Here is a 12,033-nt window from a genome sequence, read left to right as displayed (position 1 = left end):
AAGATCAATAACTTAGCACAGGAACCGTCGCCTGCGCATTTCGTTGTCAGTTCATACCGGGGCCGCGGCGGCCCACCGCAACGCGACGCGGCCGCCAGACCCCACGGAGGAGATGAAAGGACACGAGATGAAAAAGCTTCTTGCTTCGACCGCGCTGGTTGCCATGACCGCCGTGCCGCTCTACGCCCAGACCGCCGAACAGCCCGCCGCGGACACCGCCGCGCCGGCCGCCAATGCCACGATGGGCACGAGCGATTTTTCGTACATGCCCGCCGAGGGTGAACAGACGCTGTCGGCCTCGAACCTGATCGGCAAGCGCATCTACACCGCCGAAGGCGAAATCGACGCCTCGGCCGAGATGACCGAAGCCAACACCGACTGGGACGACGTCGGCGAGATCAGCGACGTGCTGATGAGCCGCGATGGCCAGCTCGAGGCGATCCTGGTCGACGTCGGCGGCTTCCTCGGCATCGGCGAGAAGACCGTGGCCATTAGCATGGACCAGCTGAACCTGATCCCCGATGGCGACGATGCGGGCGAGTACTTCGTGGCCTTCACCGCCTCGAAGGAACAGCTTGAGAACGCGCCGGAATTCACCATGCCGGGTGAAGAGGACGACCAAGCCGCCGACCAAGCGTCGATGAACACCGCCGCGACTGGCACCGCCGCCACGGACGGGGCCGCGACCACCGGCGCCGCGTCCACTGACACCATGGCCTCCGACAGCGCCGCCACTGGCGCCGCGACGGGCGCCGCCGCTGGCACCGCTGCCGGGACGGCCGCCGGGTCGAGCGAGATGGCCGCAGACACCGCCGCGACGCCCCCGGCCGCCGAGGGCGAGCAGACCGCCGCGATGGAAGTCGACCCGACGACCGTCACCGCCGAGCAGCTGCAGGGTGCACCGGTCTACGACTCGAACGACGAGAAGGTCGGTGACATCTCCGAGCTGGTGATCGCCGATGACGGCACCATCACCGACGCCGTGGTCGATCTGGGTGGCTTCCTGGGCATCGGCGCCAAGCCGGTCGCCTTCAGCTTCGACGACCTGCGCATGACCGCCGAGGGCGAAGACGCCAGCAACCTCTCGGTCCACGTGACGCAGACCGAAGAGCAGATGGAGCAGATGCCGGAATACTCGGCCAACGACGGCTGATCCGACGCTTTGACCGAAACGAAGGGCCCGGGGAGAGATCCCCGGGCCCTTTGTCGTGCATCGCTGCCCGCGCGTGGCGCGGGTCATGCCGACGTGGCGCCTGTCGGGAAGATGGTCGACGGATGCGGGGGCTGTCGCCGGAGGGGCAGGGGCGTGTCGTCGCTCGCCGCCGTGCCCGCCCGACGGCCCGCCGCTGTCATCGTTGCAGGGACTGCAAGAGGCCACGTGTCTGCGCGCCCCGGACCCCGGTGCGCGTCAGTGGCCGGCGCCGTCGCGCGGCGTGCCGGTGACCTTGCCCTGCGCGGTCTGCGGGAACTGCTGGATGCCTTCCTGGAAGGCCGCGACCTCGAACTCGATGGCGATGCCATAGCGGTCGGGCTCGTCGATCCGTTCGACCTCTGTGCCAAGCTGGCCGGCGAAGGCGGTGATCAACTGGGTGCCGATCCCGGTCCGCTCGTTGGCCGCCAGAAGCTCGCCCCCGGCCGAATTCTCGACCGCGAGGCGCGCCCGCGCCGGGCCGGTCGACTTCAGACTGATCCGGATCCAGCGCTGGCCGCCCTCGGGGCTGCGCGTGGCGTATTTCAGCGCGTTGGTCAGGCCCTCGGTCGCGAACAGCGCCACGGGGACCGCCTGGTCGGGGTACAGGCTGACCGGGTCGAAATCGGTTTCGGGCTGCGGCCCCTGGCCAAGGCCGGCGGTCATCGTCGACATCTGCCGCACGATGTCGCCCAGAAGGGCATCGGCCTGCACCGCGGACAGCGATTCCGCCTGATAGAGATTGCGGTGGATCGTGGCGAGGCTCGCCACCCGGTCCTGCACGCTTTTCAGCACCGAGCGGGCCGCGGGTTCGTGCACGCGCCGGATCTGCATGTTCATGATCGAGGCGATGAGCTGCAGGTTGTTCTTCACCCGGTGGTGGATCTCCTTCAGCAGGACGGTCTTCTCCTGCAGGCTCGCCTCGCGCTCGGCCTCGTCGCGCATGACGATGCGGGCGAGGTTCTGGAAGGTGTGGGCGACATCGGTGATCTCGGACGGGGCATGGCGCGGCACCTGCGGGATCTGGTCCCGGCGGCCCAGCGCGAAGCGACGCATCTCGCCGCGCAGGTCGCGGATGTGCCGGATGACCAGCCGGTCGACGGCGGCATAGGCCACGACAAGGCAGGTGATCCACATCGTCAGCGGGAACAGGATCGTCGCGGGAGAGATCAGGTCGCGGCTGAGCTGGGCGCGATCGGGGTCCCAGCTGCCCAGCACGTAGACAAGGTTCGGCACCGCCGTGACGGCGGCGAAGACGCGGTCGCGGCCGGCGCCGTCCCGGCCGCGGAAGATCGGCTGGTCCATGTGCGGCCCGAGACGCGACACCGGGACGTCGCGCGGCAGGGTCTCGGCGGACTGGTCGAAGGGACGCGGCTCGGAAAACAGCACCTCGCCCTGGTCGTTCAGCAAGACCACGTCCACCGCGCTTTCGTCGCCGATGCCCGAGCGCAGGCTGAGCAGGATCCGGTGCGGCACCGACATGGTCATCATGCCAAGCAGCACGCCGTCGCGGGTGACGGGGACGCTGATCAGCACGACGGGCTCGGCCGAGACGCCGCCGCGCTTGGTCGCGTTCACCTGCGCCCGCGGCGCATCCATGAAACGCAGAAAAAGCGGGTCCTCGGACAGGTCCATCTCGCGCCCGGCCGAGGAGCAGGTCATCCTGCCGCTGGTCGGGATGAAGCCCGCGAAGGAATAGAGCGCGCTGCGCACGACGAACTCGCGCAGCATGTCCGAGCAGACCGCGCTGTCACTGATATTCTCGAGAACCGATTGCGCCAGGGCCCCGGCGGCGCCGAGCGCGCCGTGAATGATCGCCTGCTCGCCGCCGACGACGCTCGAGGTGCGCTGAAGGAGCGCGGTTTCGGACGCGGCCTCGGCGTCATGGGCCATTTGCCAGGTCTGCGACAGCGCGATCATGCCCAGCGGCAGCAGGGCGACAGACAGCAGAAAGGCCAGGCGCACGCCCAGCCTTTCGGTAAACCTCGCCCAGGCGCGGAGGGTGGCCTTCACCTCGTCTCAGCCCGAGGAGGCGGAGGCAGCCATCACGGCCATGGTCGCGGGATCCGTCATCGTCAGTTCCTCACCGTCGGCCAGCTTGAGCAGTTCGGCCAGACGGCGGCGGCCACGGTTCGCCCGGCTCTTGATCGTGCCGACCGCGACGCCGCACATCTCGGCCGCCTCTTCGTAGGCGAAGCCCGATGCCCCCACAAGGATCAAAGCCTCGCGCTGTTCGTCGGGAAGCTGCTCGAACGCCGCCTTGAAGTCGGCCATCGCCAGCCGGCCGTCATGGTCGGGCTTGGTCGCGAGGCGGCTGGAGTGGATCCCGTCGACATCGGCAACCTCGCGCCGGGTCTTGCGGCGGGCCGAATAGAAGGTGTTGCGCAGGATCGTGAACAGCCAGGCCCGCAGGTTGGTGCCGCGCTGGAAGCGGTGCATGTTCGACCAGGCCTTGAGGATCGTGTCCTGCACGAGGTCATCGGCGGCCGAGGAATTGCGGGTGAGAGACAGAGCAAAGGCGCGAAGCGCGGGCAGGTGGGTGACGAGCTCGTCGCGAGGATCCATATCCTTGCAGGACTTGGCGTCGGTCATTTGTCGTCCGAGCCTTTCCCGCCGTCCTGCTGGCGAAGCTGCGCGAGCAGGGACATGAATTTGTCAGGCACGGATTCCTCGACCATCTGCTGGTACACCCGGCGCAGATTTTCGTCGATCTGCCGTTCGACGGTGGGCCTGCTGTCGTCGCTTGCGTCTGGCGTCATGATGTCCCGAGGCATTCTTTTTTGCATTTGCTCTGGAACCGAACACCGCGACCCACGTTCGGTTCCGAGAAAAATGAAAAAACGTCTGGAGACGACATGACAGAAGGGCAAACCGCGGACATCTCGGCGATGATCGGTCCCGAGCTGCCGTATCTGCGTCGGTACGCGCGCGCGCTGACCGGCTCTCAGGACACCGGGGACAGGTACGCCGTCGCCACGCTGGAGGCGATCCTCGTCGATCGCAGCCTGTTCGAAACCGGGCTCGAGCCGCGCGTCGCGCTGTTTAGGGCCTTCCACGCGATCTGGTCCTCGGCCGGGGCGCCGGTCGCCGAAGAGGGATCCGATGCGCTCGAGGCGCGGGCGCAGGTCCACCTGGCCAGCCTGACCCGCAACACCCGCGAGGCGCTTCTGCTGCGCACGATCGAGGAGATGCGCTTCGAGCAGGTCGCGCAGATCATGCAGGTCTCGCCCGGCGAGGCCGAGGAGCTGGTCACGATCGCGCTGCGCGAGATGGAGCGTTCGGTGCTTGGCCGCGTCATGGTGATCGAGGACGAGACCATCATCGCGATGGACATCCAGTCGATCGTCCAGTCGATGGGCCACGAGGTCACCGGGATCGCCCGCACCCGCGATCAGGCGGTCGCACTGGCGCGCAAGGAGCGCCCGGCGCTGATCCTCGCCGACATTCAGCTTGCCGACAACTCGTCGGGCATCGATGCGGTGAACGACATCCTGGCCGAGCTTGGCGACGTGCCGGTGATCTTCATCACCGCGTTCCCCGAGCGCCTGCTGACCGGCGAGCGTCCCGAACCCGCCTTCCTGATCTCGAAGCCCTATCTCGAAGAGCAGGTCCGCTCGGCCGTGAGCCAAGCGATGTTCTTCGCCTCGACCGAGACCCTCGCGGCCTGACCGAGTGTCTATCTCACATGCGAAGGGCGCCCCCGCGGGGGCGCCCTTTCTCGTGCGTGGATCCTGACTGGCGTAGGGCAGGCGCCGCGGTCAGCGGTCTGGCTGGCCCTCGCCGCGGCCGCCGCGGACCGAGCCGATCAGCGCCGCGACGCAGAGCGCCAGGAAGATGACGGACAGCGCCTGGCTGATGCCCGCCGAGGCGAAGGCAAGCCCGCCGAAGCCGAAGAATCCGGTGATGGACGCGACGAGAAGGAAGATTGCGGCCCAGTAGAGCATTGCGGTCTCCTTTCGTGGATGCATCATGGGTGTCGGGATCGGAACGCCGCTGCACCTGCGAAGGTTCCGGCGCGGCAACCGCCGCGGTCCCCGATGCGGTGTTCTGCCGCAAGGGCACTGCGCGGCGGAACCGTCAGGGCACTGGCGACGTTGCAAGATCGATGAACAGTCCGGCCCGGGCGGTCACGCCTGGGCGATTTATCGAAAGGAGTGCACCATGGCGCGTGCTGCCGCTTACACCAACGGCAAGGCTGCCGAAGCTGACCTCGTGGCCCTTCAGAAGCAGATTGCCGACCTCAAGACCGACCTTGCCAACATCACCAACACGCTGGGCGACTACGGCAAGCATCAGAGCCTGTCGACCCTCGACAGCGCCAAGGCCCAGGCCGAGACGCTGCGGGCCCAGACGCTCGCCAAGCTCGACGTGCTGACGAACCAGGCCTCGGCCCAACTCGAGTCGATCCGCGGCCAGGCCGGCGCGGCTGCCAGCAACGTCGCGACCCAGGCCGACACCTTCGTCAAAGAGCGCCCCGCGACCGCGGTCGGCATCGCGGCCGGCATCGGCTTCGCGCTCGGCCTGCTCACGGCGCGTCGCTGACGCATGGGCGGACTCATCGCCGCCCTCGAATATCGTGTGCAACGCGCCGTCTCCGGACTGGCGCGTTCCGCCGTGCTGTGCCTTATCGCCGGCATCGCGGGGCTGGTCGCCGCGATCTTCGCGACCGTGGCCGCCTTCATCGCGCTGAGCAACGCGCTTGGCGCGGCGCTCGCGGCGCTGATCGTGGCGTTGGCCTATCTTGTCGTCGCGCTGATCGCGGTCGCGATGCTGCGCCGTCCGGCGCCGCCGCCGCCGCCGCCGCCGATCATCAACGCGCCGCCGCCGCTGGCCGAGGCCTTCCTGACCGGGGTGCAGACCGGGCGCAGCTTTGGCGAGGGCTTCAGATCGGGGGCCCGGTCCGGCTCCTGAGCCGGCCCCGGCCGCCGACCTCGTCGGGATGCGGGCGCGGGATGCCCAGCACATGGTTCAGCGCCGCGCCCAGCAGCACGGCATAGGCCGACAGGTAGAACCACATCAGCAGCGCCACGCCGGCCCCGAGCGAGCCGTAGACCCTGTTGTAGGCACCGAAATTCGACAGATAGAGCGAGAAGGCCAGCGACGCCGCCGCCCAGAGCGCCGCCGCGAGACCCGCGCCCGGCGTCAGCCAGCCCGCCCGCAGCGCCCGGCGCGTGTTGGGACCATAGCGGTAGACCATCGCGATCGTCACCAGCAGCAGCAGGAAGGTGATGACCCAGGGAATCCCGCCGATGATCCGCCCCTCGATCGGGCCGAGCGGCAGGATGTGCAGCAGGATCGGCAACACGACCACCGTCGCCAGCGCCAGGATCGCCATCCCCAACACCGTCATCGTCAGGATCAGCGGCAGCAGGAACTGCTTGGCCGTCCGGTGGTTCGGATAACCGTGGATCGCGTTCAGCCCCTGGACGACCGAGGCAAGCCCCGCCCGCGTCGACCACAGCGCGATCATCAGCGAGATCAGCGTACGCCAGCCGATGCCGCTTTGCGCCGAGGCTGCGACCAGCGCCGAGACCTGCCCCGCGATCAGCCCGAAGGCCTCGTCCGGGATGAAGCCCCGCGCCACGAGAAGGTAGCTTTCCAGCACCTCGGGATCGGCGGCGAGCCAGCTCCAGACCGAGACCACCGCCGCCAGCGCCGGGAAGATCGCGAACATCGCGTAGAAGGCAACGCCCGCCGCAACCAGTCCAAGGTTGCGCTCGTCGATGATCTTCATCATCCCCGAGCCGATCTCGAGGAATGTCTTCAGCGATGGGATGTGCAGGGTCTGATCTCCGCGCAAGACCGGGCCTTCGTCTGAAACGCGCCTTTCGGTGCTTCTACGCGTGAACTGTGACGAACGGTTCACCAAGCTGCAATCGCGCATCCAGGCGACGCGACGACGCCGCGGCATGGATGCATCAGGACAGCGGTGCGAGGGGAAGCGATGGGGAGCCGCGGAACGCTCCCTAAGTGAGGGACTGTGGGGCAAGGGAGCGTTCCGCGGCATCCGGCATTGGCGGGGACCTGAGCCGGATCACCGCGCCAGCCCGGCAAAGCCGTCGCGGTTCACTGCACAAACTCTGTTTGCCTGCGAAGGTTCCTAGCAAAGCGTAAATATTTTCATTTTCTTTCACGCGCTCCGGAGATGCCTTGGCAGGGGCTTTTCAAAGGGCTTCGGGCCTTGTCCTTCCTGCCGGCTCGGGCGATCACTGGCGACGCGCGCCGCGAGGGGCGCGCAGAGGCTGCGAGGAGGACGCGCATGTATATCGGGCTGGATTTGGGAACCTCGGGGCTGAAGGCAATCCTGATGGATGACGCGCAGCGGATCCTGACCGAGGCGACCGCGCCCCTGACCGTGCAGCGCCCGGCCGAAAGCTGGTCGGAGCAGGCCCCGGCCGAGTGGATCGCGGCGGCCGAGACGGTCTTGGGCCTTCTTGCCGAGGATCATCCGCTTGACCATGTCCGCGGCATCGGCCTGTCGGGGCACATGCATGGCGCGGTGCTTCTGGACTCGGCCGACAACGTGCTTCGGCCCTGCATCCTGTGGAACGACACCCGCGCCCACCGCGAGGCGGCCGAGCTGGATGCCGATCCGCAGTTCCGCGAGATCAGCGGCAACATCGTCTTCCCCGGCTTTACCGCGCCGAAGCTGGTCTGGGTTGCCCGGAACGAACCCGCGATCTTCGAGAAGGTCGCCAAGGTGCTGCTGCCGAAGGATTACCTGCGGCTCTGGCTGACGGGTGAGCATGTCGGCGACATGTCGGATGCGGCCGGCACCAGCTGGTTCGACACCGGGGCGCGCGACTGGTCCGACGCGCTTCTCGCGGCAAGCGGCATGCGGCGCGACCAGATGCCGGCGCTGGTCGAAGGCTCGGCCCCGTCCGGGCGGCTGCGCCCGGCACTGGCGGCGAAGCTGCGCCTCTCGCCGCAGGTGGTGGTCGCGGGCGGGGCCGGCGACAATGCCGCCTCGGCGCTTGGCGTCGGCGTGGTGCGCCGCGGCGAGGCCTTCGTCTCGCTCGGCACCTCTGGCGTGCTGTTCGCGGCCGATGACGGCTATCGCCCCGACCCGGCGACCGCGGTGCACACCTTCTGCCACGCTATCCCGGACACCTGGCACCAGATGGGGGTGATCCTTGCGGCGACCGATGCGCTGAACTGGTGGTCGCGCATCGCCGGGGCGGGGGCCGCCGACCTCGTGCGCGCGCTGGGGTCCGACGTCGCAGCGCCGGGAAAGACCCGTTTTCTTCCCTATCTCGGCGGCGAGCGCACCCCGCTGAACGATGCGGCGATCCGCGCGGGCTTCCTCGGGCTTGAACATGCGACCGACCGCGACGCGATGACCCGCGCCGTGCTCGAGGGCGTCGCCTTCGCGATCCGCGACTGCCGCGACGCGCTGGCCGCGACCGGCACCCGGATCGACAGCCTGCTGGCCGTGGGCGGCGGGTCGCGCTCGGACTACTGGCTGGGCGTGATCGCGACCGTGCTCGGCACGCCGGTGTCGCTGCCGGTGGCGGGCGATTTCGGCGGCGCCTTCGGCGCGGCGCGGATGGGGATGATGGCCGTCGAAGGCGCGGGCGTCGAGATCTGCACCCAGCCCGAGATCGCTCGCGTGATCGAGCCTGTCACGGCGCTTCGACCCGCATTCGACGACGGTTATGCCCGCTGGCGGGGATCGCGCGACGCGCTTTGACGGTCAGCCGCCGAAGCGTTTCCAGACCGCCGCGTCGCCCAGCTTGGCCACGAAGCCCGCATGGGCGGCGCGCTCGGCCTCGGTGAGGCGGGGCGGCAGCTTTTGCGGGCGCGGCGGCGGGCGCCAGCCCTCGGTCACCACGGCGCCGGCAGCCGGCACCTGCGGGCCCGAGGCCAGCACGAGATCGGGCTGACGGCCGCCCAGCAGCTCCAGATAGACCTCGGCCAGGATCTCGCTGTCGAGAAGCGCGCCGTGCTTCTCGCGCGCCGAATTGTCGACCCCGAACCGGCGGCACAGCGCGTCGAGCGAGGCCGGCGAGCCCGGGAACTTGCGCCGCGCGATCATCACGGTGTCGATCGCGCGGTCGTCGGGAATGCGCGGCATCCCGGCCCAGCCCAGCTCGGCATTGAGGAATTTCATGTCGAAGCTGGCGTTGTGGATCACCAGCTTGGAATCCGGGCCGATGAAATCGAGGAACGCCTGCCCGACGCGCTTGAACACCGGCTTGTCCGACAGGAAGTCGTCGCCAAGCCCGTGCACCGCGAACGCCTCGGCCGGCATCGCGCGCTCGGGGTTGATGTACTGGTGATAGGTGCGGCCCGTCGGCATGTGGTTGAACAGCTCGACCGCGCCGATCTCGACGATCCTGTCGCCGCTCGAAGGGTCGAAACCGGTGGTTTCAGTGTCGAGGACGATCTCACGCATCGGAAGTTCCCAGTTTTGCGACCAGCGCCCGCACCGCGTCGCGCGCGGCCTCGAGCGTCACGGTCTCGATCACGTAATCGGCGCGGGCCCGCTTCTCGGCATCCGGCATCTGCCGGGCGAGGATCATCTCGAGCACCGCATCGGTCATGCCGGGGCGCGCCAGCACGCGCGCGCGCTGCACCGCCGCGGGGGCCGAGACGACGACCACCGCATCGACGGCATCGGTGCTGGCGGCCTCGTAAAGAAGCGGTATGTCCAGAAGCACCAGCGCCGCCGCCGCATGGGCCGCGACAAAGGCCGCGCGGTCGGCGGCCACCAGCGGGTGCACGATCGCCTCGAGCAGGATGAGCCGGCCCGGATCACCCCCCAGCCAGTCCTTCAGCCTCGCCCGGTCGATGGCGCCGTCATCTGTGACCGTACCGGGCGCCATCGCGCCCACGGGCGCGACCGCCGCGCCGCCGGGGCCGTACAGCCGATGCACGGTCGCGTCGGCATCCCAGACCGGCACGCCTTCGTCCGCGAACATCGACGCGGTCGTCGACTTGCCCATCCCGATCGAACCGGTGAGGCCAAGCCGGAAGGTCATGCCAGGACCGCGGACCGCGTTTCGTCGTCGACCTCGGGCCGTTGTCCGAACCAGCGTTCGAACCCCGGGGTCGCCTGGTGCAGCAGCATGCCCAGACCGTCGACGGTGCTGCATCCGCGCGCGGCGGCATCCTCAAGGAAGCGTGTGCGCAGCGGGGTGTAGACGATGTCCGTCACGATGCAGTCGGGCGACAGCGCATCCATCGGCAGCACCAGCTCGGGCTTGCCGACCATGCCGAGCGCGGTGGTGTTCACCGCCGTCACCGCGCCGTCGAACATCATGCCGGCCTGGGTCCAGTCGCAGACCACAAGCTTGGCGCCGAATTCCTGGCGCAGCGCCTCGGCGCGGGGGCGCGAGCGGTTGGCGATGCGGATCTCGGGCACGCCGACCTCGAGCAGCGAGGCGACGATCGCCCGCGCCGCGCCGCCGGCGCCGAAGACGGCGGCCGGCCCGGTCTGCGGCGCCCAGTGCGGGGCATCCTGGCGCAGCGAAGCGACGAAGCCGTAGCCGTCGGTGTTGTCGGCATGGATCTTGCCGTCGCGGCGGAAGATCAGCGTGTTGGCCGCGCCGATCAGCGCCGCGCGGTCGGTGACCACGTCGGCGATCTGCAGCACGGTCTCCTTGTGCGGGATCGTGACGTTGCAACCGACGAAGCCAGCCTTGGGCAGCGTGCGCAGCACCTCTTTCAGGTCGGCCTGCGCGATGTCCATCGCGATGTAGTGGCCCTGCAGCCCGTACCGCTTCAGCCAGAAATTGTGCAGCTTCGGAGAGCGGGAATGCGCGACTGGCGATCCGATGACGCCGGCGAGCGGAATCCGGGGATGATCGTTCATCCGTCGATCTCTCCGGTCACGCGCAGCCAGTTCAGCAGCGGCAGCAGCGGCAGCCCCAGGATGGTGAAGTGGTCGCCCTCGATGCGTGCCATGAGGCGCACGCCCTCCTTCTCGATCATGTAGCCGCCGACGGTGTGGCGGATGTCGTCCCAGTTACGGAAGACATAGCCGTCGATGAACCGCTCTGAAAGCGTGTTGAGCGTCAGCCGCGCGGTGCCGACGTGGCGCCACAGCGGTTCGCCGTCGCGGTAGACCACCGCGGCCGAGTGCAGCCGGTGCGTCTTGCCGGACAGCCGGGCCAGCTGGGCGCGCGCGGCCTCGGCGGTTTCGGGCTTGGCGAAGACCTGACCGTCGAGGTCGAGGATCTGGTCCGCCCCCAGCACCAGCGCCCCCGGCACCCGGTCCGAGATCTTGCGCGCCTTCATCTCGGCCAGCGCATCCGCCTGGTCGCGAGGCGAGGCGCCTTCGGCCGCGAGCGCCTGCCGCACCGCCTCCTCGTCGATCCGCGCCGGCGCCAGATCGGCGGTCAGGCCCGCGGCGGCAACCATCGCCCGCCGGCTTTCGGACCCGGTGGCAAGGACCAGCCGCGTCCTGGGCTGGGGGGCGGGATCTGCAGGCGGCACGGGCATGTGGATATTCCTGTGCGGGACTCGGGGGCGAGCCCTGTAGGCGGGGCGGGGACGAAGCGGGTGCCGGGCGACCGGGCCCCCGTTTCACCCCATCCACCCCCGCCGCGCTACCCCCTTTTCCACGTGTTGGTCCGGTTTTCCCGAGGATGTGAGTCCTGCCGGCAACGCTCGTGCCACCCACAGACAACCCACATGCGAACGAACGAGAGACTTGTTACAACACACTGATAAATATCGTGTTTTACCGTCACCTTGTCCGATCCCACGATTCCCCCACGGATTGGTCCACAGACGGACGCCATGTGGGAAACCTGCGGGAGAACCTGCCAAATCCAGAGATCCACAGGCCCTACAGATTCAACTACTCTTCTTCTTTCTAAATAGATTGTTAATAGGGGAGA

The 12,033-nt window shown here is 68.6% G+C and carries 14 protein-coding genes; 5 read left to right on the top strand and 9 right to left on the bottom strand.

The features are described from left to right. Positions 1 to 127: 127 nt before the first annotated feature. The gene (locus V8J39_RS11550; RefSeq protein ID WP_336461029.1) at positions 128 to 1,153 is read left to right on the top strand and encodes a PRC-barrel domain-containing protein; all 1,026 of its coding nucleotides are present in this window, start codon (positions 128 to 130) and stop codon (positions 1,151 to 1,153) included. Between the two features lie 255 nt (positions 1,154 to 1,408). Here the strand turns inward: V8J39_RS11550 and V8J39_RS11545 are convergent, their stop codons facing one another. From V8J39_RS11545 to V8J39_RS11535, 3 genes are read right to left on the bottom strand one after another with little or no spacing between them, the layout of a single operon-like run. After that, positions 1,409 to 3,154 (bottom strand): sensor histidine kinase, encoded by a 1,746-nt coding sequence (locus tag V8J39_RS11545; protein ID WP_336461028.1) that lies wholly within the window; start codon positions 3,152 to 3,154, stop codon positions 1,409 to 1,411. 54 nt (positions 3,155 to 3,208) lie between these two features. Continuing rightward, the gene (locus tag V8J39_RS11540) at positions 3,209 to 3,781 is read right to left on the bottom strand and encodes an RNA polymerase sigma factor (protein ID WP_336461027.1); all 573 of its coding nucleotides are present in this window, start codon (positions 3,779 to 3,781) and stop codon (positions 3,209 to 3,211) included. Further along, positions 3,778 to 3,948 carry a NepR family anti-sigma factor gene (locus tag V8J39_RS11535; RefSeq protein WP_336461026.1) on the bottom strand — a complete coding sequence of 57 codons (171 nt, stop codon included), beginning with the start codon at positions 3,946 to 3,948 and terminating at the stop codon, positions 3,778 to 3,780. Before V8J39_RS11535 ends, V8J39_RS11540 begins: the two co-directional genes overlap by 4 nt. Before the next feature lie 96 nt (positions 3,949 to 4,044). Between V8J39_RS11535 and V8J39_RS11530 the strand changes: the two genes are divergently transcribed. Next, complete coding sequence (locus tag V8J39_RS11530; protein WP_336461025.1) at positions 4,045 to 4,857, top strand: response regulator; 813 nt, start codon at positions 4,045 to 4,047, stop codon at positions 4,855 to 4,857. A gap of 90 nt (positions 4,858 to 4,947) precedes the next feature. Here V8J39_RS11530 and V8J39_RS11525 read toward each other — a convergent pair whose 3' ends face one another. After that, entirely contained in the window at positions 4,948 to 5,133 is a 186-nt protein-coding gene (locus V8J39_RS11525) for a DUF1328 domain-containing protein (RefSeq protein ID WP_336461024.1), read from the bottom strand. A gap of 217 nt (positions 5,134 to 5,350) precedes the next feature. On the opposite strand from V8J39_RS11525, the gene V8J39_RS11520 reads away from it, so the two are divergent. Together V8J39_RS11520 and V8J39_RS11515 are read left to right on the top strand one after the other, a co-directional pair. Continuing rightward, the gene (locus V8J39_RS11520) at positions 5,351 to 5,731 is read left to right on the top strand and encodes a DUF883 family protein (protein WP_336461023.1); all 381 of its coding nucleotides are present in this window, start codon (positions 5,351 to 5,353) and stop codon (positions 5,729 to 5,731) included. 36 nt (positions 5,732 to 5,767) lie between these two features. After that, positions 5,768 to 6,100 (top strand): phage holin family protein, encoded by a 333-nt coding sequence (locus tag V8J39_RS11515; RefSeq protein ID WP_336461022.1) that lies wholly within the window; start codon positions 5,768 to 5,770, stop codon positions 6,098 to 6,100. On the opposite strand, the gene V8J39_RS11510 is transcribed toward V8J39_RS11515, so the two are convergent. After that, complete coding sequence (locus tag V8J39_RS11510; RefSeq protein WP_336461021.1) at positions 6,072 to 6,989, bottom strand: YihY/virulence factor BrkB family protein; 918 nt, start codon at positions 6,987 to 6,989, stop codon at positions 6,072 to 6,074. The genes V8J39_RS11515 and V8J39_RS11510 overlap by 29 nt on opposite strands. Before the next feature lie 459 nt (positions 6,990 to 7,448). On the opposite strand from V8J39_RS11510, the gene xylB reads away from it, so the two are divergent. After that, entirely contained in the window at positions 7,449 to 8,879 is a 1,431-nt protein-coding gene (gene xylB, locus V8J39_RS11505) for a xylulokinase (RefSeq protein ID WP_336461020.1), read from the top strand. Between the two features lie 3 nt (positions 8,880 to 8,882). Here xylB and dnaQ read toward each other — a convergent pair whose 3' ends face one another. From dnaQ to V8J39_RS11485, 4 genes are read right to left on the bottom strand one after another with little or no spacing between them, the layout of a single operon-like run. Beyond that, positions 8,883 to 9,584 carry a DNA polymerase III subunit epsilon gene (gene dnaQ / locus V8J39_RS11500; protein WP_336461019.1) on the bottom strand — a complete coding sequence of 234 codons (702 nt, stop codon included), beginning with the start codon at positions 9,582 to 9,584 and terminating at the stop codon, positions 8,883 to 8,885. Then, positions 9,577 to 10,170 carry a dephospho-CoA kinase gene (gene coaE / locus V8J39_RS11495; RefSeq protein WP_336461018.1) on the bottom strand — a complete coding sequence of 198 codons (594 nt, stop codon included), beginning with the start codon at positions 10,168 to 10,170 and terminating at the stop codon, positions 9,577 to 9,579. The genes dnaQ and coaE overlap by 8 nt, the downstream gene beginning before the upstream one ends. After that, positions 10,167 to 11,003, bottom strand: coding sequence for a shikimate dehydrogenase (locus V8J39_RS11490; RefSeq protein ID WP_336461017.1), 837 nt, complete (start codon positions 11,001 to 11,003; stop codon positions 10,167 to 10,169). The genes coaE and V8J39_RS11490 overlap by 4 nt, the downstream gene beginning before the upstream one ends. Beyond that, the gene (locus V8J39_RS11485; RefSeq protein ID WP_336461016.1) at positions 11,000 to 11,632 is read right to left on the bottom strand and encodes a Maf family protein; all 633 of its coding nucleotides are present in this window, start codon (positions 11,630 to 11,632) and stop codon (positions 11,000 to 11,002) included. Before V8J39_RS11485 ends, V8J39_RS11490 begins: the two co-directional genes overlap by 4 nt. Positions 11,633 to 12,033 lie beyond the last annotated feature (401 nt).

The sequence above is a fragment of the Frigidibacter sp. MR17.24 genome, assembly GCF_037095655.1.
Taxonomy (GTDB): Bacteria; Pseudomonadota; Alphaproteobacteria; order Rhodobacterales; family Rhodobacteraceae; genus Frigidibacter.
This window is presented reverse-complemented; position numbering and strand designations above follow the sequence as displayed.

Bases quoted from the DNA above. Each gene is read 5' to 3' on its own strand.
- V8J39_RS11550 (WP_336461029.1), top strand. From the start codon at position 128: ATGAAAAAGCTTCTTGCTTCGACCGCGCTGGTTGCCATGACCGCCGTG.
- V8J39_RS11540 (WP_336461027.1), bottom strand. From the start codon at position 3,781: ATGACCGACGCCAAGTCCTGCAAGGATATGGATCCTCGCGACGAGCTC.
- V8J39_RS11535 (WP_336461026.1), bottom strand. From the start codon at position 3,948: ATGACGCCAGACGCAAGCGACGACAGCAGGCCCACCGTCGAACGGCAG.
- V8J39_RS11530 (WP_336461025.1), top strand. From the start codon at position 4,045: ATGACAGAAGGGCAAACCGCGGACATCTCGGCGATGATCGGTCCCGAG.
- V8J39_RS11525 (WP_336461024.1), bottom strand. From the start codon at position 5,133: ATGCTCTACTGGGCCGCAATCTTCCTTCTCGTCGCGTCCATCACCGGA.
- V8J39_RS11520 (WP_336461023.1), top strand. From the start codon at position 5,351: ATGGCGCGTGCTGCCGCTTACACCAACGGCAAGGCTGCCGAAGCTGAC.
- xylB (WP_336461020.1), top strand. From the start codon at position 7,449: ATGTATATCGGGCTGGATTTGGGAACCTCGGGGCTGAAGGCAATCCTG.
- dnaQ (WP_336461019.1), bottom strand. From the start codon at position 9,584: ATGCGTGAGATCGTCCTCGACACTGAAACCACCGGTTTCGACCCTTCG.
- coaE (WP_336461018.1), bottom strand. From the start codon at position 10,170: ATGACCTTCCGGCTTGGCCTCACCGGTTCGATCGGGATGGGCAAGTCG.
- V8J39_RS11490 (WP_336461017.1), bottom strand. From the start codon at position 11,003: ATGAACGATCATCCCCGGATTCCGCTCGCCGGCGTCATCGGATCGCCA.
- V8J39_RS11485 (WP_336461016.1), bottom strand. From the start codon at position 11,632: ATGCCCGTGCCGCCTGCAGATCCCGCCCCCCAGCCCAGGACGCGGCTG.